Source organism: Nonomuraea sp. NPDC050556 (assembly GCF_044457355.1).
Taxonomy (GTDB): domain Bacteria; phylum Actinomycetota; class Actinomycetes; order Streptosporangiales; family Streptosporangiaceae; genus Nonomuraea.
Genome location: NZ_JBITGU010000005.1, coordinates 647,784 through 668,649 on the forward strand (window position 1 = coordinate 647,784; position 20,866 = coordinate 668,649).

Sequence of the window (20,866 nt, forward strand, 5' to 3'; positions counted from 1 at the left end):
TGGCTCCTATGCGACAAGCAGGCGTGGGGGCGGCGTGACGGCCGTGGAGAAGTTGCCGAAGTGGCCTTGGTAGGCGTCGATGGGGCCGGTGGGCATCCAGAAGGAGACCTGGCCGACGACCATTCCGGCGTACAGGCGGATCGGCTGGACGACCACGAGCTCCAGGGTCCAGCGGTGCACGGCGCCGAGGTTGCCGAGGTCGGCGGAGACCTGGAGGAAGACGCCCAGCCGTCCGAGCGATGAGCGGCCGATCAGCGAGGGCACGTAGCGTCCGCTCCCGATGCGTTCGACCGTGGTGCCCAGGTAGACGCGGCCGGGCCGGAGCACGATCCCTTCCTTGGGGATGACGATCTCCTCGGTCGGGTGATCGGTCAGCGGGTCGATCACCCGGCTTCGGTGCACGCGCAGGCTGGAACCCAGCCGGTAGTTGACGCTGTTGGGGTTGACCAGTTCCGGGGTGAAGGGATCGATGACGATGCGGCCCGCCGCCAGTTCGGCGGCGATCTCGGATCCAGTGAGGATCACCTGGTCATCACCTCCGCCACGACTCCGGCCGCCTGGTTCCGCAGGGCGGTGAGGTTGCCGACGTTGGCGATCCGATGGGCGGGTCTGCGGTCGATGGGCGCTTCGGTCGGGTGGTCGTCCCGGCCCTTGGTCAGGTCGGCGCGCTTGTGCTTCCGCGCCAGCCGTACGGCCTCCGGAGCGTGGACCTCGACCAAGACGAAGCCCATCGCCTCCATGGCCTCGACGTCGGGTGCACGCATGTCGTCGCAGATGAGAGCCATATCGTGTGGTGCGGAGTCGACCTTGGCGGCGAAGAACTCGGTGAGCGCGTCCGGGTTGATCCGCCGCAGGTGGACGGCCAGGTCGTTGAGCAGCAGGCCGTCCTGTTGGGTGGCGGTGAGCAGCGGGCGGCCGGCGGTCGCGTAGACGAGCGACTGAAGCTCGTAGAGCGGTGCCCCAAGCTTGACGACCGTGGCGTTCGCGCCGACGGCGGCGAACTCGTCAGCGAGGAAGGCTGCGAACGTGGACTTCCCCGCTCCGGGAAGACCATAGAGGGCGAGTCTGCGCATGCGTATTAGCCCCTTTCAAGTGGTTTGGAAGGCTGTTGACCTGCGCTTGTCGCCATGAAAACCGGCGGGGCCATGCCCTCTCCAGTGATCATCCGTAGTCTCTGCTTGACCCGCTGTAGTCTCTTTCCGTCGAGGAGGTGGGCAGGGCCTCGCGCGCGCGTGACAGTAGTGGTGCTGGCGCCTACACCCCCGGGGAGCAGCGTGATGACCACGTCGTCCGAGCGGCACCCGCTCGCGGTTCTCCGTGAGGAACTCGGCCTTTCCATGGCGGGCTACGCACGCGAACTCGACGCCGTACATCGGTCCCTCGGCTTGGGCGGCCTGGCACACGAGCGGCAGAAGATCTACCGATGGGAGAAGGGGCTCGCGAGCCCGGAGCCATCAGCCCAGCAGGCGATCGCCGTCCTCCACGGGATCCCGGTCTCCCTCGTGGTGGAGAAGCCGTGGCCGGAGTGGCTCGTGGGCGCTTGCGGGCGCGTAAACATGACCCACACTTTTGGGTGTCAGAAAGGTACCGTGGAGAGGCTGTCGGATCTCGCCGCGGGAGGCCCAGTGGATCGACGCCAGTTCCTCGTCATGACGTCGGCAGCGCTCGGGGCCTCGGTGGCTGACTGGCAGGACGCGGTTGATGCCATGACGGCTCCTGTCTCCACAGGTCGTCGGCAGATCACCGGTGGCATGGTCGATCACCTTGAGCAGCGTCTCGACCACCTTCGTCACCTCGATGACGCGGTCGGCAGCTCGCAGCTTCGCGAGCTGGCGGTGGCGGAGTTCGGGTTCATCGTCGGGCTCGTCAAGGAAGCACGCTTCGACGAGGCGACGGGGCGGCGGCTCTACTCGGCAGCGGCCGAAGCGGCACGCTGCTGTGCCTGGGTGCACTTCGACGACGGATTCCATGCGCAGGCCGAGCGGTACTTCGACGCATCTCTGCGAGCGTCAGCAACAGCGGGCGACCCGCTGACCGGTGCCTACGCGCTCTCGTTCCGCGCGATCCAGCAGTACACCGCCGGCGATCCTCGCGATGCCGTTGCCCTCCTGGAGGCCGCCAGAGTCCAGACGAAGGGCAGGGCGACACCTCGCTTCCGTGCGATGCTCGCGGCTCGGGCAGCTCGTTCCCATTCCAAGGCAGGCGATCGACGCGCCTGCGCACGCGCGCTGGACGAAGCGCGCGACTTCCTCGAAGCCGGAGTCCACGACGATGACCCGGCCTACCTCTACTGGGTTGACCTGGGTGAGGTCGAGATGATCGCCGGTTCGTCCGCGCTGGAGCTAGGAGATCCGCGCGAGGCCATTCGGCGGTTCGAGGCCGCGATCGACGCCGACTACGCAGGCGACGATCAGTACCCCCGAACACACGCGATCTACCTCACCCGCGCGGCCAACGCCCATTTGACTCTTCGCGACCTGGACCAGGCGGTTGCGGTAGCCGAGCACGCAGTGAGCTGTCTCGGAGGTGTTGAGTCGGCGAGGTCCACGGCTACCCTCGGAGAGCTACGCGAAAAGCTCACGGCGCATCGACACATCGCCATTGTGAGAGACTTTCTCGACCTGACTGCGTGAGAGTTAGCAACTCACCTGGGGTCTTCAATGCGCTCCGAAGAGAATCACAACTGCACCTGGCGGCTATTTGTTTCCACCTTCCTTGCGCTGGGCGGGGGAACCACCTGATGACCTTCACGGGACGAGAACGAACCCTGCGCCTGGGGGCCGCCTCATGTTGGGGCGAAACCTGCGCTCATCCCCTGGGACTACTACGAAGCCGAGTGGCGCGTACACCTTCGTGGCGACTTCATGATTGCTGGCGTTGAGCGCGAGCCACGCCCCGTCACGGTCCGCCTGTGCACATAGCGCGCCCAGAAGCCGCTTTCCCGCGCCTCTCCCAGGAGGAAAGGCGAGCATGTCGCTGACGTACCAGCAGCGGACACCCCGCCCCAGGGCGGTTGAGTTCGCGATGAACAACATCGCGTCCATGTCTTGCGTGATCAGCGCCTTGCGGATACGGGTGCCGCGAAGGACCAGGTGCCCAAGAGGCATCATGACCAGCCCCACCGAGGCGTTCACCGCGACGGCAGTGGCGGCGTAAACCTTGAGGCCGGTGGGCGTCGCCTCCGACCTGAGCATCCTCACACGGTCACGAGTTGCCCACCACGTGTGCATCCACGCGAGCCGAGGCACCTCCAGCCAGGTCGGAATTCGAGCCCCTGTCGGCGTCGGGAGCCGAGTCCTCATCGAGCCGCCGATCGCGCGCCGAACCCATCGCCTACTGCGGCGGCCAGCGTGAGGTACGCATGGCGTGTCGGCTTGGCCAAGCGATCGAGGTCGACCTCCGAATCCTCCTCCAGGTGTGGGTCGAAGGGAATGCTGACGACGGCCCGGCAGCGGTCGCCGAAGTACCCCTCCAGCTCGCCGAGATCCACCGTGGAACGCCCCTGCGGCCGTACGGCGGACAGCACCACCGTGGCCGTCTTAGCGAGTTCGGCATGCCCATGGACGTCGAGCCAGTCGAGCGTGGCCTCGGCCGCCCTGGCAGAGGCCACCGAGGGCGCGGTGACCAGGACCACCTGATGCGCCAGGGCCAGCACGGCTGACATCGCCGAATGCAGTAGCCCGGTGCCGCAGTCCGTGAGGCTGATCGAGTAGAACTGCTCCAGCAGCTTGGCCACGGCCCGGTAGTCGGCGGCGCTGAAGGCTTCGGATACTGCCGGGTCGCGGGCGGAGGCCAGGATCTCCAGCCTGCTCGTCAGGGACTGCGACGTGAAGGCCCGGACATCCGCGTACCGCACCGTGTCCGCCGACATCAGCTCGTTCAGCAGGTCGCGCACGGTGTCGTTCGTCTCGACCCGGATCCTATCCGACAGCGTGCCGCGATCCGGATTCGCGTCCACGGCGATCACCCGATCCCCGCGGATCGAAGCGAGCATGGAGCCCAGCCCGACCGTGGTCGTGGTCTTCCCGACTGGTACGGCAGGCCGTCAACCCGGTGAGGGCTTCTCACCGCCCTTGTCAGCGGTACTACTGCCGCTCCTACCGACCCCCATGGCCTGCGACGGGGACAAGGGCTCCCAGCACCAGACCGACTCGCAAGGCCGCCCCACCCTTCCAGGGCTCGCCTCACGAGTGGCCTCCGATCGCGCCCCGGACTGGGGGCCTTACGCCGTCGCCGTCCACAGGTGGGCACATCTCTTCCGAGCCGTCATCCCTGACCCCACCGAACTCGGCGTGCGAGGCCAACCCCGGCTCGCGGCCTGCTTCGTCGAGTGGATGATGGGCCTGCCCAACGGCTGGGTCACTAACGTCCCCGGCCTGTCGCGGACCGCCCAGATGCGCGCCCTCGGCAACGGCGTCGTCCCCCAGCAGGCCTTCCACGCCCTCGTACTCCTCCACCGGTTGCACGAGGAGGTGAAGACATGCACAACCTGACCGTGGCGGATCTCCACCACCTGCCTCCCACCGTCGATCTACAGACTGCGGCCAAAGCCCTCGGCATCGGACGGACGAAGGCGTATCAGCTCGCCAGGGAAGGGCGGTTCCCTGTCCGCATCATCAAGATCGGTGACCTCTACCGCGTCTCGACACCCGCACTGATCCGGCTCCTCGAAGAACATCAGGAGGCCTGACGGGCTGGGCTGGCTCCTACCCAGGATGAGTGCCTGGCCTCCTCGGAGACCAGGCACCTTCCACATGCTCGAAGTTCCAACTCCGCTCGCTGAACGATCAGTTGTCAGCGGTCGCTTCGCTTCTGATCGGTGCCGGCGGGAGAGGAAGATCTCGACCTGAAGATGCTTCGTCCACGCTGGTCTGGAGATGAGCCAACACCGTCGCGGGGTTGACCAAAGCATGCGGATTCCGCCGGAGGTGCTCGATCTCTCGTGGCGTCAGATCTCGAACCTGCAGGACACCATCGGCCTTCACGACGAGCAAGGAACCCACCTGGAGGACTGCGACTGGGTGATTCTCGACAGCCGCAATCAGTTTCGATACAGCCTCGGCCTTCGCGTCGTCCACCTTGGCTTGTTCGGCGTCAACAGCGCGCAGTTGAAGCGCGCGTTTGACCTCAACCCCCATCTCCTTCCCCAGTTCGGAGTTGGCGATGTTCTGAACGTCCCGGCGGCGAGCCCTGAACCAGTAGCTAAGGGATCCTCGAACCGGACCACGGCTCTCATCGATCTCCAGATCGAACGCGCCCACCACCTGTCCGAGCGCCTGAGCCACAGCGAACTCCGTCTCCACACTGACGCGACCCGCCAAGTGCACGAAGACGGGCACTGCCTCCTCCGCCGTCGGCGGATCTACCATTGTGTCGAGGTGACGCTCAATCATGGCGACCACCGCTGGCTTAGCTGCCACAACCTTCTGGCCAGCCTGGGTGCTCCACCCAACCACGTCTTGCAGGAACTGCTCCGCCGGCCAGTCGCCGTTTGGATCTTCTTCTGCGCCCTCCGATGCGACATCCAAAGCCAGATGTCCGAGTTCGCGCCTGAGTGTCCTGAGCACGGCCTGACGGCTCACTCTCGCCTTCCCCGAAAGTGTCTCTCCAGGGACGTTGACGAAGGCGATCAATCGAGGAGTGAAGTACGTGTCGTCTCGTGACGCATCGGCCTGCTCTGCCTCAAGTTCAATCGCGAACCTTCCGGCCGATGGCAAGGGGAAGTATGCAGCCTCCAAGAGTCGCGCGTTCACCTGGCGAAGTAGCGCCTGGTTGAGCACGTTGCGATCGAGGTGCGGGAGACCGAATTCGCGCTGGATGGCCAGCGTATGCAGCCAAGTCCGCGTCCACATCGAAGTCAGCTCTTCAGCGCCGAAGAGCACGTCGGCGCCCGCAGCACCAACCTCTCGGCGGAACACTGCGTCGTCGAAGCGGTCGGTGACAACCGCGATCTTGGGAGAGGGCTCCGGGTGCGCCGCGCGCAATTCCCGAACGGCTTCCAGGGCGCGCTTGGCCACGTTGGAATAGACAATGACCAGGGAGCTGCCTCCGCGCGGAAGCATTTGGCCGGTGCGAAAGTGCTTGACCTGAATGAAGGTTCGGTCATCAGCCGTCGGCTGGGATGAGAACAGGTCCCCAACCGCTGAGGCCTCTGCCTCATTATCGGCAACAACCCAAAGAGCCGGTTCGACGTCGCTGTCCGCCATGGACTCATTACACCCCATTTCGGAGTCTTCTGATCCATAAACAGACAGAGCTAGGCGTCCTCACGGACCTGCCGTTCGGACTGTCGATGATGCCCACATCGCAGGCCAACTAAGAGATCAACTTGAACGCCCGACAGCAGCGGGAGGTGCCGTCTCCGACCGCCAAGAGTCGCTCAGCGACGCTGATCAACAACGGGGGTTGCCCACAAATTGCCCACAAACGATCAGGAGGCCAGCTCCGTGATCACGGAATCTGGCCTCTGAAGTGGGAAAACTCGGTGGGGCTACCAGGACTTGAACCTGGGACCTCTTCCTTATCAGGGAAGCGCTCTAACCGTCTGAGCTATAGCCCCGCGCACACCGAACCTTATCGCACCCCCGGAAGGGACGCGAACCAGTTGTTCGGACGGGAAAAGCTTACCGTGTCTCGACCCCTGCTCGCGCCGCCCCCACCCCGGAAACGACGCGAGCCAAGGCCCAAAACCTACTCAGCCTCGCTGAACGTCACCTCGATCCCCCCGACCAGGTCGGAGGCGATGTTGTAGATGACCGACCCCAGCGTGGAAAGCGCCGTGATCAGCACGACGTTCACCGCGCCGATCAGCGCCGTGTACCCCAGGATCCGCACCGGCTCGAACCACGAAGCGATGTTGATCGAGCTCGTGTTCTGCCCGTCCGACTGCGTGAGCTGGTTGAACATCTCGACAACCGAGTCGAAGACGCCGAGCGCCGACAGCACGCCGTACAACACGGCCACCGCGACGAAGAGCACCACGAAGCACACCAGGGAGACCACGAAGCTGAACTTCATCGCCGACCACGGCTCGATCCGCCGCAGGACCAGGTGGGCCTTGCGGGGGAGCCGCGCCGAGGAAGCAGAGGACTTCTTCTTCGGCAGCTCGACCACCGGAGGTGGCGGCGGGGGAGCCTCGGAAGTGAGCGAGGGCCGGATACGGACCGTCTCGCCCTCCTTCTCCTCTTCCTCCGCAGCGGTCACCGACGACGTGTCCTCTTCGACCTCGTCGAAGATCTCGGCCGACTTCTTACCGTTTTCACGGGAACCGTTGGACCCGTTGGCACCGGGCTTCGTTTTGGCAGAGCCACCCTGGGTGCTCATGAATTACTCTCCTCCCCCGTCTTCCTCAGCCTCCACCGAAGTCTCCATGGATTCGGCGTTCCGGGCGAGGGCCACCACGCTGTCGCCTTCCGCCAGATTCATCAAGCGAACTCCCATGGTCTGTCGGCCGGACTGCTTGATCTCCCCGGCGCTCGTCCGGATCACCCCGCCGTTGGACGTGATCGCGAAGACCTCGTCCTCCGGGTTGACCATGACGGCTCCGACCAGCTTGCCACGTGCGCTCACAATTTTCGCTGTCAGCACACCCTTACCGCCACGACCTTGAACGGGATACTGCTCGACGGGGGTCCGCTTTGCGTACCCACCTTCTGTAGCAATAAGCACATCTTCGCCGTCCGCCAGGCGATTCATAGCGAGAAGTTCGTCACCATCGAGGAATCTCATCCCGATGACGCCGCTCGTGGCCCTCCCCATGGGCCGCAGCGCCTCGTCCGAGGCCGTGAACCGGATCGACTGCGCGTGGCGCGAGACGAGGAGCAGATCGTCCTCCTCGGAGACCAGACGGGCCCCGATGACCTCGTCGTCCTCCCTGAGGTTGATCGCGATGAGACCGCCGGACCTGGGGGAGTCGTACTCCGACAGGCGGGTCTTCTTCACCAGGCCGCTGCGGGTGGCCAGGACGAGGTACGGCGCGACCTCGTAGTCGCGCAGATCGAGAACTTCCATGACTACTTCGTCGGGCTGCATGGCCAAAAGGTTCGCGAGATGCATCCCGCGCGCGTCGCGACCCGAGTCCGGAAGCTCGTACGCCTTGACCCGGTAGACGCGGCCCTTGTTCGTGAAGAACAGCAGCCAGTGGTGGGTCGTGGTGACGAAGAAGTGGTCGATGATGTCGTCCTGGCGCAACTGCGCCCCGCGCACCCCCTTGCCGCCGCGCTTCTGCGCCCGGTAGAGGTCGGTCTTGGTGCGCTTGGTGTAGCCGCCGCGGGTGATGGTGACGACGATGTCGTCCTCGGCGATGAGGTCCTCGATCGACATGTCGCCGTCGTACGCGATGATTTCCGTACGACGCTCGTCACCGAACTTCGCGGTGATCTCGGTCAGCTCGTCGTTGATGATCTGCCGCTGGCGGGTCTCGCTGGCCAGGATGTCGTTGTAGTCGGCGATGTGGATCATCAGCTGGTCGTACTCGTCCTGGATCGCCTGGCGCTCCAGGGCGGCGAGCTTGCGCAGCTGCATGTCGAGGATGGCCTGCGCCTGGATCTCGTCGATGTCCAGGAGGGCCATCAGGCCGCCCTGCGCCTCGGACGCCGAGGGCGACCGGCGGATGAGGGCGATGACCTCGTCCATCCGGTCGAGCGCCTTGAGCAGCGCGCGCAGGATGTGGGCGCGCTCCTCGGCCTTGCGCAGCAGGTAGCGCGTCCTGCGGACGATGACCTCGATCTGGTGCGCCACGTAGTGGCGGATGAACTTGTCGAGGCTCAGCGTGCGCGGCACGCCGTCCACCAGCGCCAGCATGTTGGCGCCGAAGGTGTCCTGCAGCTGGGTGTGCTTGTAGAGGTTGTTCAGCACGACCTTGGCGACGGCGTCGCGCTTGAGCACGATCACCAGGCGCTGGCCGACGCGGGAGGAGCTCTCGTCGCGCACGTCGGCGATGCCCGAGAGCTTGCCCTCGCGCACCAGCTCCGCGATCTTCAGGGCGAGGTTGTCCGGGTTGACCTGGTAGGGCAGCTCGGTGACGACCAGGGCGTGCCTGCCCTTGGCGTCCTCCTCGACCTCGACGACGGCCCGCATGGTGATCGAGCCGCGGCCGGTGCGGTAGGCGTCCTCGATGCCGCGCCGTCCGACGATCAGCGCCTTGGTCGGGAAGTCGGGCCCCTTGACCACGCTCATCGCCGCGTCGAGCAGTTCCTCGTCGGTGGCCTCCGGGTTCTCCAGGAACCACTTGACCGCCGCGGTGACCTCGCGCAGGTTGTGCGGCGGGATGTTGGTGGCCATGCCGACCGCGATGCCGCCCGAGCCGTTGACCAGCAGCTGCGGGAAGCGCGCCGGCAGGACGTTGGGCTCGGAGGACTTCCCGTCGTAGTTGGGACGGAAATCGACCGTGTCCTTGTCGATGTCGCGCAGCAGCTCCATCGCGATGGGAGCCAGCTTGCACTCGGTGTAGCGCATCGCGGCCGCCGGGTCGTTGCCCGGCGAGCCGAAGTTGCCCTGCCCGTCGACGAGCGGGTAGCGCAGCGACCACGGCTGCGCCAGCCGTACGAGAGCGTCGTAGATCGAGGTGTCGCCGTGCGGGTGGTAGGTGCCCATGACGTCACCGACGACGCGGGCGCACTTGAAGTAGCCGCGGTCGGGCCGGTAGCCGCCGTCGTACATGGCGTAGAGCACGCGGCGGTGCACCGGCTTGAGGCCGTCGCGGACGTCGGGCAGCGCGCGGGACACGATGACGGACATCGCGTAGTCCATGTAGCTGCGCTGCATCTCCGACTGAATGTCGACGGGCTCGATGCGGTCAGCCGGGGGTGGAGGTGTGGTCACATCCGACACAGGTGCAGATCCCTTTTCTTAGACGTCGAGGAAGCGGACGTCGCGAGCGTTGCGGATGATGAAGTCGCGCCTGGCCTCGACGTCCTCGCCCATGAGGACGCTGAACAGGTCGTCGGCCTGCGCCGCGTCGTCGAGCGTGACCAGGCGCAGCAGCCGGGTCTCCGGGTTCATCGTGGTCTCCCAGAGCTGGTTGGCGTTCATCTCGCCGAGACCCTTGAAGCGCTGGACGTTGTCGCGCGGGCGCGGGTCCGGCTTGCCCGACTCGATGCCGGCCTGGATGACCGCGTCGCGCTCGGTGTCGGAGTAGGCGTACGACGCGTCGTCGCCCTTGCGGTCCCACTTGATCTTGTACAGCGGCGGGCAGGACAGGTAGACGTGCCCGGCCTCGATGAGCGGGCGCATGAAGCGGAACAGCAGCGTCAGCAGCAGCGTGTTGATGTGCTGGCCGTCCACGTCGGCGTCGGCCATGAGGATGACCTTGTGGTAGCGCAGCTTGGCGATGTCGAACTCGTCGTGCACGCCGGTGCCGAGCGCGGTGATCAGCGCCTGGACCTCGTTGTTCTTCAGGACCTTGTCGATCCTGGCCTTCTCCACGTTGAGGATCTTGCCGCGGATCGGGAGGATCGCCTGGTTGCGCGAGTCGCGGCCGCCCTTGGCCGAGCCGCCGGCCGAGTCACCCTCGACGATGAACAGCTCGCACTTCTCGGGCTCGTTCCACTGGCAGTCGGCCAGCTTGCCCGGCAGGCCGGAGCCCGACTCGAGCAGCGACTTGCGCCGGGTGAGGTCGCGGGCCTGGCGGGCGGCCATGCGGGCGCGCGAGGCCTGCAGCGCCTTGTTGATGACGTCCTTGGCCTCGCCGGGGTTGCGCTCGAACCAGTCGCGCAGGTGGTCGTTGGAGGCCTTCTGCACGAACGACTTGGCCTCGGTGTTGCCCAGCTTGCCCTTGGTCTGGCCCTCGAACTGCGGGTCGGCCAGCTTCACCGAGATGATCGCGGTCAGGCCCTCGCGGACGTCCTCGCCGGAGAGGTTGTCGTCCTTGCCGTCCTTGAGGAACTTCTGCTCGCGCGCGTAGCGGTTGACGATCGACGTCAGCGCCGCGCGGAAGCCCTCCTCGTGGGTGCCGCCCTCGGCGGTGTTGATGACGTTGGCGAAGGAGTAGATCGACTCGGAGTAGGAGTTGTTCCACTGCATGGCGATCTCGACAGAGATGCCGTCGCCCTCTTCCTCGAAGGAGATGATCGACGCGTGCGCCGGCTCCTTCTTGCCGTTGAGGTGCTGGACGAAGTCGGACAGACCACCCTCGTAGCAGTATTCGACCCTGCGGGCTTCGCCGTTGCTGTATTCGGGCCGCTCGTCGGTCAGGGCGATGGTCAGACCCTTGTTGAGGAAGGCCATCTCCTGGAAACGACGGGAGAGCGTCTCGAAGTTGTAGGTGGTCGTCTCGAAGATCGTGCCGTCGGCCCAGAACGTGATCGACGTGCCGGTCTCGTCCGTCGGCTCACCCTGCTGGAGCGGGGCGAGCGGCTTGGTGTTCTCGAGGCGGAGCGTGTGGACGAAGCCGTTCTGCTTCACAACGACGTCCATGGCTGTGGACAACGCGTTGACGACGGCGGAGCCGACGCCGTGCAGGCCGCCGGAGACCGCGTAGGACTCGCCGTCGAACTTGCCGCCCGCGTGCAGCGTGGTCAGCACGACCTCGACGGCGGAACGCTTCTCCACAGGGTGGATGCCCGTCGGGATGCCTCGGCCGTTGTCCACCACCCTGATGCCGTTGTCGGGAAGGATGGTGACGTCGATGTGGTCGGCGTAACCGGCGAGGGCTTCGTCGACCGCGTTGTCCACAATCTCCTGGACCAGGTGGTGCAGACCGCGCTCGCCAGTGGAGCCGATGTACATACCCGGTCGCTTGCGGACCGCCTCAAGCCCTTCGAGTACGGTGATTGAGCTAGCGTCGTAGGACAAGTGCTAAATCCTCCTGCCGCGGACACGCGGCGGGGGAGGCGACACCTGCCTGTAGCCCCTGCCGTGCCCGTCACCGTCGTGAGTGCCCCGATGCGATGGTCACCCAGGGGAGTCGGCTCACAGGCCGGGGGTGACACGCAAGCGGACGTGTCCGGAATCCGCTTTCATTCTACCGGGTCCGAGCGCCCAAGGTGGCATTGAACGCGCCTGAACGCGCCTCTCGCTCGTTTTCCCCTCGGTTGAGCATCCCCCTACGGGAAGGGGGGTCGCCGCGCCTGGAGCCAGTCTGATCGGTTTTCTAGCCGTAGGTGTCCCCGGGACCCCTGCTTCCGGTCACCCTCAGACCCCCGCTTGGCCTTGGGGCGTTCTGTGGGCCTCTGACCTTTACCTTCTTGACCGTGCCTTCGCCCAACTCCTCGTTCAACCTGCGGATGAGGGTGCGGGCGAGCAGTCTCACCTGGGTGGCCCAGGCGGTGGAGTCGGCGGCGATGAGCACCTCGCCGTCCTCGAAGGACTCCGGTTTGGTGTGTGCGGCCAGGTCAGAGCCGACGATCTCCGACCAGCGGCCGAACACCCCGCCGACGGCGGCCGAGCGCTCCCAGCCGCGCTCGGCCAGAAGGTCCATGATGGCCCGGCCGAAAAGCTGGGGATCGGCCGCATCCCTTTTTGGCCCGCCCTTCTTGCGCGGCTCGCGGCGGGGGAGTTGCCCGCGCTTGGCGGCGTCCGCCTTGGCCTGGGCGAGCTTCTCCCTGGCCATGGCGGCGCCCTTCGCCGCGACGTTCTCATCGGACACGCGAGACACTCCCCCCAGCCACGTCGAATCGGGCGCCGAGCAGCTCGGACGGCACGTCGTCCGCGACGGCCGCCGTGATGAGGACCTGCTCGGCCGGCGCGACGATCTCGGCGAGCCTGCGCCTGCGCTGGCTGTCCAGCTCGGCGAAGACGTCGTCGAGGATGAGCACCGGGTCGCCGCCGTCCGCGCGCAGCAGGTCGTAGGCGGCCAGCCGCAGCGCCAGCGCGAACGACCACGACTCGCCGTGGCTGGCGTAGCCGCGCGCGGGCAGCTCGCCGAGCCCCAGGATCAGGTCGTCGCGGTGTGGACCGACGAGCGTGAGCCCCCGCTCGATCTCGGACGGCCGGGCCTCCAATAGCCGTTCGCGCAGCCGTTCCTCAAGGGTTTTCCCCAAGTCTGTGGATAACGTCTGTGTATCAGAAGATCCGTGTTCACCGGCCTCTTCGTCCTCCGCTGTGTCCCCACCTGTGGACAACGTGCTGCGATAGGCGAGGTCGGCGGGGGCGCTCGTCGGCGCCAGCGAGGCGTAGGCGGTGGCGACCAGCGGGCGCAGCGCCTCGACGAGCTCGAGCCGCGCGCCGAGCAGCTCGGCGCCGTGCCTGGCGAGGTGCTGGTCCCACACGTCGAGCGTGGCCAGCAGGTCGCCTGGACCGTCCGGCTCGCGCCTGCGGCCCCTGCGCGCCTGCGCTGCCGTACGCAGCAGAGCGCTGCGCTGCTTGAGCACCCGGTCGTAGTCGGCCCTGACGCCCGCGTAGCGGGGCGTGCGCGCCACCAGCAGGTCGTCGAGGAACCTGCGGCGCTCCGACGGATCGCCCTTGACCAGCGACAGGTCCTCCGGCGCGAACAGCACCGTGCGCAGCAGCCCGATGACGTCGCGCGGACGCGAGACGGGGGAGCGGTTGAGCCTGGCCCGGTTGGCCCTGCCGGGGTTGATCTCCAGCTCGACCAGCGCCCTGCGGTCATCCCGCTGTACGGCGCAGCGCACGATCGCGCGCGCCGCGCCCTGCCGTACGAGCGGAGCGTCGTTGGCGACGCGGTGGCTGGAGTGGGTCGCCACATAGCCCAGCGCTTCGACCAGGTTGGTCTTGCCCTGGCCGTTGGGCCCCACGAACGCCGTGATGCCCGGCTCAAGGCCGAGCTCCACGGCGGGGTAGGACCTGAAGTCGGTCAGCGACAAGTGGGCGACGTGCACCCCACGAAGGTTAGTGGGCCACGCACGTCACTGGGGTCACCGGCGCACACCCTGTGGAAAACCGCTATGGCTCCGTGGTGGTCACCGCGTGGCCGCCGAACTGGTTGCGCAGCGCCGCGACGACCTTCATCGCGGGGGAGTCGTCCTGCCTGGAGGCGAAGCGCGCGTAGAGCGCCGCGGTGATCACCGGCAGCGGGACCGCGTGGTCCACAGCCGCCTGGACCGTCCACCTGCCCTCGCCGGAGTCCTGTGCATAACCGCGCAGGTGCTCCAGGTGCTCGTCGTCGTCCATCGCGCGGACCATCAGGTCGAGCAGCCAGGAGCGGATGACCGTACCGGTGCGCCAGCTGCTGAACGAGCCCTTGACGTCCTTGACGATGTCAGAGGCCTCGAGCAGCTCCCAGCCCTCGGCGAAGGCCTGCATCATGCCGTACTCGATGCCGTTGTGGACCATCTTCGCGAAGTGGCCCGCGCCGACCTCGCCCGCGTGGACGAAGCCGTCCTCGCCCTCGGGCTTGAGCGTCTCGAAGATCGGCATCAGGCGCTGGACCAGGGCCTCGTCGCCGCCGCACATGAGGGCGTAGCCGTTCTCCAAGCCCCAGACGCCGCCGCTGACGCCGCAGTCGACGAAGCCGACGCCCTTCTCGGCAAGCTCCTTGGCGTGCTTCTGGTCATCCACATAGTGTGAATTGCCGCCGTCGATCACGATGTCGTCGGCGCTGAGAAGCTCTCCGAGCTCGTTGACGGTCTGCTGGGTCGGATCACCCGCGGGAACCATCACCCACACCGCACGAGGCGTCTCAAGGCGCTCCACGAGCTCTTTGAGACTGGCGACGTCGCTGACCGCAGGATCGCGGTCGTACCCGACCACGTCATGACCGCCGCGGCGCAGCCGCTCGGCCATGTTGCCGCCCATCTTGCCCAGACCGACCATGCCGATTTGCATGCTTGTCTACCCCCTTGTCAGGCCGCCATCATTTCAGCTCGACAAACGGATCGGCATGATGAGGTACCGGTAGTCGGGAATGCCCTCGTCATCCACAGGCTTTCCACCGGTGAGGATGGCCGGCTTGGTCGACGTGGTCATCTGCAGCCTGGCGACGTCGGAGTCGATCGCGCCGAGCCCCTCCAGCAGGAACTGGTGGTTGAAGGCGATGTTGATGTCGTCGCCGTCGAACTCCACCGGCAGCACCTCGACGGCCTGGGCCTCGTCGCCGCTGCCCGCCTCCAGGACGACCTCGCCGCCCCTGAACGCCATGCGGACCGGCGTGTTGCGCTCGGCGACCAGGGCGACGCGCTTGACGGCCTCGACGAACGGGCCTGTGGACAAGTCGGCCTTGGCGGAGAACTCGGTCGGCAGCAGCGAGCGGTACTTGGGGAACTCGGGGTCGAGCAGCCTGGTCGTCGTACGGCGGCCGCCGCTCGTGAACCCGATCATGCCCTCTCCGGTGCCTCCGGCGGAGCTGAGCGCGATCTCGACCTCGGCGCCCGACGAACCGAGCGCCTTGGCGGTGTCGGCGAGGGTCTTGCCGGGGATCATCGCGATGGCCGCGAAGTCGGGCTGCCCCGGGTGCCACTTCAGTTCTCGTACGGCGAGGCGGTAGCGGTCGGTCGCCGCGAGAGTGACCGTGTCGCCCTCGATCTCCATGCGCACACCCGTGAGCATCGGCAGCGTGTCGTCCCTGCCTGCCGCGACGGCCACCTGGCCGACGGCGCCGGCGAAGACGTCCGCGCCGACCCGGCCGGCCGCAGGCGGCATCGCGGGAAGGGACGGGTAGTCCTCCACAGGCATGGTCAGCAGTGTGAACCGGGCGCTGCCACACGTGACGACCGCCTTGGCTCCCTCCACCACGAAGTCCACAGGCTGTGCGGGAAGCGCGCGAGTGATCTCGGCGAGCAGCTTGCCCGAGACGAGCACGACGCCCGCCTCGCCGGTGTGGAGGTCGAGGGTCACCTCTGCGGAGACCTCGTAGTCGAAGCCGGACAGCTTCAGATGCTGGTCTTCGGTTACTTCAAGCCGCATTCCGGCCAGAACGGGCACTGACGGGCGCGCGGGGAGACTGCGTGCCGTCCATGCGACCGCCTCAGCGAGTACGTCTCGCTCGATTCGGAACATCACGGTGATTCAGCCTCCTGGGTCGTCGTTGCTGACGTCGTTGTGGACAAGTGAACACTCTCCCGCACCTTGGATCGTGCAGAACCAACTATGGGTCTTTGAGTTTCTGAGTAAGAGATATAGGTGGTCATCACACTAGGGGCGGTGGATACTGTGGACAGAGCTCATTTCCGCAGGTCAGACCGCGGATTTTTGTCCACGGGGCGTGTGGGCGCCGCCTGGGGGAAACCTGTTCGCCTGGGGATGACGAATCGTTCCCCACAGGCCATCCCCAGATCTTGGGGTGTTCATCCACCGGTCATCCACCGGGTTTCCACCGGTTGTCCACGGGGTAGAGGGGCTTTTCGGAGCCCCTGAAATCGTCGTGCACAGGCCGTCCCCAAGTCATCCACGAGTGGCCCACAGGTTCTCCCCAACCTATCCCCACTGTTATCCCCAGGCCCTGTGCGCGATTTTTTCGGTGTACTCGGGCCGGGGACAGCGTTCGCACCGCTGAGTACACTGATCCACAGAGTTTTCCACAGGGTGTGCATGACGGTCAGGACCCGCGAGAGGTCTGCTTGATGCGCATCGTTAGCTCGTTGACCTGGTTGTACATCGACCGGCGCTCCGCGATGAGCGAGCGGATCTTGCGTTCCGCGTGCATCACGGTGGTGTGATCGCGTCCGCCGAACTGCTGGCCGATCTTCGGCAGGCTCAGGTCCGTCAGCTCGCGGGCGAGGTACATCGCGATCTGCCTGGCGTTCACGAGCGCCCGGCTCCTGCTGCTTCCACAGAGGTCGTCGATGCTGATGCCGAAGTACTCGGCGGTCTTCGCCATGATCGTGGCGATCGTGATCTCGGGGCCTGACTCGCTGGTGATGAGGTCCTTGAGCACGACCTCGGCCAGCTGCAGATCCACACCCTGCCTGTTGAGGCTGGCGAACGCGGTGACCCTGATCAGCGCGCCCTCGAGCTCGCGGATGTTCGTGGAGATCCTGCTCGCTATGTATTCGAGCACCTCGGGCGGCGCGGCCAGGCCTTCCTGGATGGCCTTCTTCCTGAGGATCGCGATGCGCGTCTCCAGCTCGGGCGGCTGGACGTCGGTGATCAGGCCCCACTCGAAGCGGTTGCGCAGCCGGTCTTCCAGGGTGATGAGCTGCTTGGGCGCGCGGTCGCTGGAGATGACGATCTGCTTGTTGGCGTTGTGCAGCGTGTTGAAGGTGTGGAAGAACTCCTCCTGCGTCTGCTCCTTGCCCTCCAAGAACTGGATGTCGTCCACGAGCAGGATGTCGATCGCGCGGTAGCGGCCGCGGAAGCTGTCGGCCTTGTGGTCGCGGATGCTGTTGATGAAGTCGTTCGTGAACTCCTCCGAGCTCACATAACGCACCCGCGCGCCGTCGTACAGCGACTGTGCATAGTGGCCGATCGCGTGCAGCAGGTGGGTTTTTCCCAGGCCCGAGTCGCCGTAGATGAACAGCGGGTTGTACGCCTTGGCCGGCGCCTCGGCCACCGCGACCGCCGCTGCGTGCGCGAAGCGGTTGCTGGAGCCGATGACAAAGGTCTCAAAGGTGTATTTCTGGTTCAAACGGGCGGGCTCGCTCGGCTTTCCACCCTTGGTGTCCCAGCGATTCTGCGGCGGCGGGGGAGGGGCGGCCTGGGGCGCGGGCTCCGGCGCCTTCTCCTGTTCATAAGTGAACGGACGCTGTGGATATTCGGTGGACGAAGGCTGCTGCTCAGGCTGTGCAGAATAGAAGGGAGAAGGCTCCGGGGCCGCGTAGCGCTGGGGTTGCGCGGGTTGTGCATAACCCTGGGGCGGCTCTGTGGATTGGGGATAACTCGGAGCCACAGGCTGGGGATGCGGGTCGGGCGCGGGCTGTGGAGGAGCGCTTGTATCGATCATTACGGCCAGCCGCATCGGCCTGCCGAGCTCCTGCGAGAGCGCGTGCGCCACGAGAGGGCGCAGTTTCCCCTCGATGAGGTCCTTGAGGAAGTCGTTGGGGACGCCGAGCACGATCGTGTCGTCGGCCAGCGCGATGGGACGCACCATTTCCAGCCACGTGCGCTGCTGGATGGGCACGCTCTCATTGAGGAAGTTGCGTAGGGCCCGTCCCCACACCGCGCCCAGGTCGAAACCGTTCACGGTCCGGCTCCCCTCCTTCCATTCGCTCGTTTATCCACACACGCGTACCACCCAGGGGGTGGCTGCTCAGTTGTGTCCACAGGGTGTGTACGATGCGGTCTCCCCAGGACTTCCACAGGAGATCCACAACCTGTGCACAGGGCCGACCGCGCATTCTTCAGGTGCTGGGCGGGCATGTGCACATCTGTGGCTGAGATGTTGTCCACAGCCTAGTGGCACCTGGGTGCACATACTGTGGACGTGGGAACGCCGGTGGAAAAGTCACATGTGGAAACGTGGATAACCGCCGCCGTTGGTGCCCTCAGTTTGACCTGGGCCATGCTTGGCCCGTAACGTACGACGGTCGGCTTGTCACGTGACGGCTATTTCGCATGCCCTCACGGCCGAGGCAGGCCAGCTAAGTGTGTCAAGCGTCCGTATGGACGCACCTTCAAGCCTGGAGCCCACTCGTGAGCAAGCGTACTTTCCAGCCGAACAACCGTCGCCGCGCGAAGACCCACGGCTTCCGGCTGCGTATGCGCACCCGGGCCGGTCGCGCCGTTCTCGCTGCTCGCCGCCGTAAGGGCCGCGAGAGGCTCTCGGCCTGACGGTCCTCGCCCTCTTGGTCGCCCGCCGGTGAAGTCCGCCGGCGGGCGATAGGCGTCTGTCGTGCTATCGAAAACATCCCGCATGAGGCGGGGAGACGAGTTCGCGTCCGCGATCAAGCGTGGCGACCGTGCCGGTCGCCCCACCCTGGTCGTGCACCTCAACGTCGCCGAATCCGGTGAAGAGCCGATCGTCGGGTTCGTCGTGAGCCGTGCCGTCGGCGGCGCAGTCGTACGGAACAAGGTCAAACGTCGGCTCCGACACCTGATGCGGGACCGCCTTGATCGGCTGCCAAGAGGTAGCCTTCTGGTGGTACGCGCCAACCCACCGGCCGCGTCCGCGCGACACGAGCGCATCGCCGCCGAACTCGACGCCGCGCTGGATCGTTTGCTCAGGCGGCTCTCGATGGATGGACGTTGATGACGGAGCAGCCAGGCCTCGCCGCCCGGGTGCTGATGGCCCCGATCCGGTTCTATCGGGCGTTCATTAGCCCCGCGCTGGGTCCGCGCTGCCGTTTTCACCCTTCTTGTAGTGCTTACGGGCTTGAGGCGATAGCCGTACACGGGGCTTTGCGCGGCATTTGGTTGACTGTTCGGCGCATCGGGCGTTGCCACCCATTCCATCCCGGAGGTTTTGACCCGGTGCCCCCACGCCTGGTCCGGTCCCACGAAACGCAAGGGAGATAGCTCGGTGGAGCTGTCCTTTCTGAACTGGCTGTACACAGCCGTCACCTGGGCTATCACCAGGATCCATGAGGCGTACGCCTTCATCGGGATCAGCCCCACCAGCGGTCTGAACTGGGCGCTGACCATCATCACGCTGACGGTGATGATGCGGATCCTTATCTTCCCGCTGTTCCTGAAGCAGATGCGCTCGTCGCGGAAGATGCAGGAACTCGCGCCCAAGGTGCAGGAGATCCGCAAGCGTTACAAGGACGACAAGCAGCGCATGAACCAGGAGGTCATGGCGCTGTACCAGGGTGCGGGCGCCAACCCCCTGGGCGGCTGTCTCCCCGTGGTGGCGCAGTTCCCGATCTTCATCTCGATGTTCGCGGTGCTGAACAGGATCGGCAACGGCCACCCGAACCCCGCGTGGGGCCTGACCCCCGAGCTCGTCGCGACCGCCCAGCAGGCGAAGATCTTCGGTGCGCCGATCTCGGCCACCTTCTGGAACGCCCCCGACGTGATGAGCAAGGTCGTCATCGGGTGCTTCGTGGCGATCAGCTCCCTCACCACGTTCCTCACCGTGCGGCAGAGCGTCACCCGGTCCATGCAGCAGATGCCCGACAACCCGATGGCATCGCAGCAGAAGATCCTGATGTACATCTCGCCGCTGTTCGCCTTCTTCAGCCTGAACTTCCCGCTCGGTCTGATCCTCTACTGGGTCACCACCAACCTGTGGACGCTCAGCCAGCAGCACTGGTTCTACAGCAGGCACCCCATGCCGCAGTACGACGCCAAGGGCAACGTGATCCCGGTCAAGCCCAAGCCCGGCCTGCTCGACAGGTTCAAGAAGAGCGCTCCGGAGGAGGAAGAGGCGCCGCCCGCGCCGCCGGAGCCCAAGGTCATCCGGCAGCAGCCGCAGCGCCAGTCGCGCAGCAAGCGCACGGGTAGCAAGAAGTCCTAACGGTGTCCCACAGCACGAAGGAGAGGCCCGAAGTGACCGATGAGGGCACGACCATGGACGCACCTGAGCAGGAGAGGGCGAAGGCCGCTCCCGACCTCGCGGCGCTGGAGAACGAAGGCGAGATCGGGGCCGACTACGTCGAAGGCCTCCTCGACATCGCCGACATCGACGGCGACATCGACATGGACGTCGAGGGCGACCGTGCGCTCGTGTCCGTGGTCGGGCTGAAGGACAACGCGCTCGTCGGTCCGGCCGGCGAGGTGCTCGAGGCGCTGCAGGAGCTGACCCGGCTGGCCGTACACCGGCAGACGGGGGAGCGGTCGCGCCTCATGCTCGACGTGGGCGGTTACCGCGAGAAGCGCCGGGCCGAGCTGAGCAAGCTGGGCGGCGAGGTCGCGGAGAAGGTCAGGCAGAACGGCGAGCCGCGCGCGCTGCAGCCGATGACGCCGTTCGAGCGCAAGATCGTGCACGACGCCGTCGCGGCCGCGGGCCTCCGCAGCGAGTCCGAGGGCGAGGAGCCGAACCGCTACGTGGTCGTCCTTCCCGCATAGCTTTTCTTGTACGGCTGGCGCGCGGAACCCGCCACTCGCCGACGCTGGTGACTGCGGTTTGACGTGGCCCCCGCCGCCACGACGCACA

19 protein-coding genes, 1 tRNA gene and 1 pseudogene are annotated in these 20,866 nt (G+C 66.1%); 8 read left to right on the forward strand and 13 right to left on the reverse strand.

Annotation, left to right across the window (positions count from 1 at the left end):
- Nucleotides 1–6: 6 nt before the first annotated feature.
- Complete coding sequence (locus ACIBG8_RS45285; protein WP_397349469.1) at nucleotides 7–525, reverse strand: dCTP deaminase domain-containing protein; 519 nt, start codon at nucleotides 523–525, stop codon at nucleotides 7–9.
- Nucleotides 522–1,073: a hypothetical protein gene (locus tag ACIBG8_RS45290; protein WP_397349470.1), complete on the reverse strand. Its 552-nt coding sequence runs from the start codon at nucleotides 1,071–1,073 to the stop codon at nucleotides 522–524. Before ACIBG8_RS45290 ends, ACIBG8_RS45285 begins: the two co-directional genes overlap by 4 nt.
- A 204-nt stretch (nucleotides 1,074–1,277) precedes the next feature.
- Between ACIBG8_RS45290 and ACIBG8_RS45295 the strand changes: the two genes are divergently transcribed.
- Nucleotides 1,278–2,633: a hypothetical protein gene (locus ACIBG8_RS45295; RefSeq protein ID WP_397349472.1), complete on the forward strand. Its 1,356-nt coding sequence runs from the start codon at nucleotides 1,278–1,280 to the stop codon at nucleotides 2,631–2,633.
- Nucleotides 2,634–3,298: 665 nt separating this feature from the next.
- Here the strand turns inward: ACIBG8_RS45295 and ACIBG8_RS45300 are convergent.
- Nucleotides 3,299–4,018: pseudogene (locus ACIBG8_RS45300) on the reverse strand (MinD/ParA family protein); the annotation flags it as partial.
- A gap of 274 nt (nucleotides 4,019–4,292) precedes the next feature.
- On the opposite strand from ACIBG8_RS45300, the gene ACIBG8_RS45305 reads away from it, so the two are divergent.
- Complete coding sequence (locus ACIBG8_RS45305) at nucleotides 4,293–4,493, forward strand: hypothetical protein (RefSeq protein ID WP_397349473.1); 201 nt, start codon at nucleotides 4,293–4,295, stop codon at nucleotides 4,491–4,493.
- Nucleotides 4,481–4,690: a helix-turn-helix domain-containing protein gene (locus ACIBG8_RS45310; protein ID WP_397349474.1), complete on the forward strand. Its 210-nt coding sequence runs from the start codon at nucleotides 4,481–4,483 to the stop codon at nucleotides 4,688–4,690. The genes ACIBG8_RS45305 and ACIBG8_RS45310 overlap by 13 nt, the downstream gene beginning before the upstream one ends.
- A 97-nt stretch (nucleotides 4,691–4,787) precedes the next feature.
- On the opposite strand, the gene ACIBG8_RS45315 is transcribed toward ACIBG8_RS45310, so the two are convergent.
- The 10 genes from ACIBG8_RS45315 to dnaA form a co-directional block, all read right to left on the reverse strand.
- Nucleotides 4,788–6,206 (reverse strand): hypothetical protein, encoded by a 1,419-nt coding sequence (locus ACIBG8_RS45315; protein ID WP_397349476.1) that lies wholly within the window; start codon nucleotides 6,204–6,206, stop codon nucleotides 4,788–4,790.
- Between the two features lie 279 nt (nucleotides 6,207–6,485).
- Nucleotides 6,486–6,559 (reverse strand) — tRNA-Ile (locus ACIBG8_RS45320).
- Nucleotides 6,560–6,690: 131 nt separating this feature from the next.
- Nucleotides 6,691–7,323 carry a DUF3566 domain-containing protein gene (locus ACIBG8_RS45325; RefSeq protein WP_397349477.1) on the reverse strand — a complete coding sequence of 211 codons (633 nt, stop codon included), beginning with the start codon at nucleotides 7,321–7,323 and terminating at the stop codon, nucleotides 6,691–6,693.
- Between the two features lie 3 nt (nucleotides 7,324–7,326).
- Nucleotides 7,327–9,831 carry a DNA gyrase subunit A gene (gene gyrA, locus ACIBG8_RS45330; protein ID WP_397349478.1) on the reverse strand — a complete coding sequence of 835 codons (2,505 nt, stop codon included), beginning with the start codon at nucleotides 9,829–9,831 and terminating at the stop codon, nucleotides 7,327–7,329.
- An 18-nt stretch (nucleotides 9,832–9,849) separates the two neighbouring features.
- On the reverse strand, nucleotides 9,850–11,772 hold the full coding sequence (gene gyrB / locus ACIBG8_RS45335; protein ID WP_397349747.1) for a DNA topoisomerase (ATP-hydrolyzing) subunit B: 1,923 nt from the start codon (nucleotides 11,770–11,772) through the stop codon (nucleotides 9,850–9,852).
- Nucleotides 11,773–12,091: 319 nt separating this feature from the next.
- The gene (locus ACIBG8_RS45340) at nucleotides 12,092–12,586 is read right to left on the reverse strand and encodes a DUF721 domain-containing protein (RefSeq protein ID WP_397349479.1); all 495 of its coding nucleotides are present in this window, start codon (nucleotides 12,584–12,586) and stop codon (nucleotides 12,092–12,094) included.
- The gene (gene recF, locus ACIBG8_RS45345) at nucleotides 12,576–13,778 is read right to left on the reverse strand and encodes a DNA replication/repair protein RecF (RefSeq protein WP_397349481.1); all 1,203 of its coding nucleotides are present in this window, start codon (nucleotides 13,776–13,778) and stop codon (nucleotides 12,576–12,578) included. Before recF ends, ACIBG8_RS45340 begins: the two co-directional genes overlap by 11 nt.
- A gap of 64 nt (nucleotides 13,779–13,842) precedes the next feature.
- On the reverse strand, nucleotides 13,843–14,724 hold the full coding sequence (gene gnd, locus ACIBG8_RS45350) for a phosphogluconate dehydrogenase (NAD(+)-dependent, decarboxylating) (protein ID WP_397349482.1): 882 nt from the start codon (nucleotides 14,722–14,724) through the stop codon (nucleotides 13,843–13,845).
- Between the two features lie 33 nt (nucleotides 14,725–14,757).
- On the reverse strand, nucleotides 14,758–15,897 hold the full coding sequence (gene dnaN, locus ACIBG8_RS45355) for a DNA polymerase III subunit beta (protein WP_397349484.1): 1,140 nt from the start codon (nucleotides 15,895–15,897) through the stop codon (nucleotides 14,758–14,760).
- A gap of 535 nt (nucleotides 15,898–16,432) precedes the next feature.
- Complete coding sequence (gene dnaA / locus ACIBG8_RS45360) at nucleotides 16,433–18,016, reverse strand: chromosomal replication initiator protein DnaA (RefSeq protein WP_397349485.1); 1,584 nt, start codon at nucleotides 18,014–18,016, stop codon at nucleotides 16,433–16,435.
- 449 nt (nucleotides 18,017–18,465) lie between these two features.
- Between dnaA and rpmH the strand changes: the two genes are divergently transcribed.
- From rpmH to ACIBG8_RS45385, 5 genes are all read left to right on the forward strand, one after another.
- On the forward strand, nucleotides 18,466–18,603 hold the full coding sequence (rpmH, locus tag ACIBG8_RS45365) for a 50S ribosomal protein L34 (RefSeq protein ID WP_397349486.1): 138 nt from the start codon (nucleotides 18,466–18,468) through the stop codon (nucleotides 18,601–18,603).
- 82 nt (nucleotides 18,604–18,685) lie between these two features.
- The gene (rnpA, locus tag ACIBG8_RS45370) at nucleotides 18,686–19,021 is read left to right on the forward strand and encodes a ribonuclease P protein component (RefSeq protein ID WP_397349487.1); all 336 of its coding nucleotides are present in this window, start codon (nucleotides 18,686–18,688) and stop codon (nucleotides 19,019–19,021) included.
- Complete coding sequence (yidD, locus tag ACIBG8_RS45375; protein ID WP_397349488.1) at nucleotides 19,021–19,287, forward strand: membrane protein insertion efficiency factor YidD; 267 nt, start codon at nucleotides 19,021–19,023, stop codon at nucleotides 19,285–19,287. The genes rnpA and yidD overlap by 1 nt, the downstream gene beginning before the upstream one ends.
- Nucleotides 19,288–19,291: 4 nt before the next feature.
- On the forward strand, nucleotides 19,292–20,227 hold the full coding sequence (yidC, locus tag ACIBG8_RS45380) for a membrane protein insertase YidC (RefSeq protein ID WP_397349489.1): 936 nt from the start codon (nucleotides 19,292–19,294) through the stop codon (nucleotides 20,225–20,227).
- A gap of 53 nt (nucleotides 20,228–20,280) precedes the next feature.
- Entirely contained in the window at nucleotides 20,281–20,778 is a 498-nt protein-coding gene (locus ACIBG8_RS45385; RefSeq protein ID WP_397349748.1) for a protein jag, read from the forward strand.
- Nucleotides 20,779–20,866 lie beyond the last annotated feature (88 nt).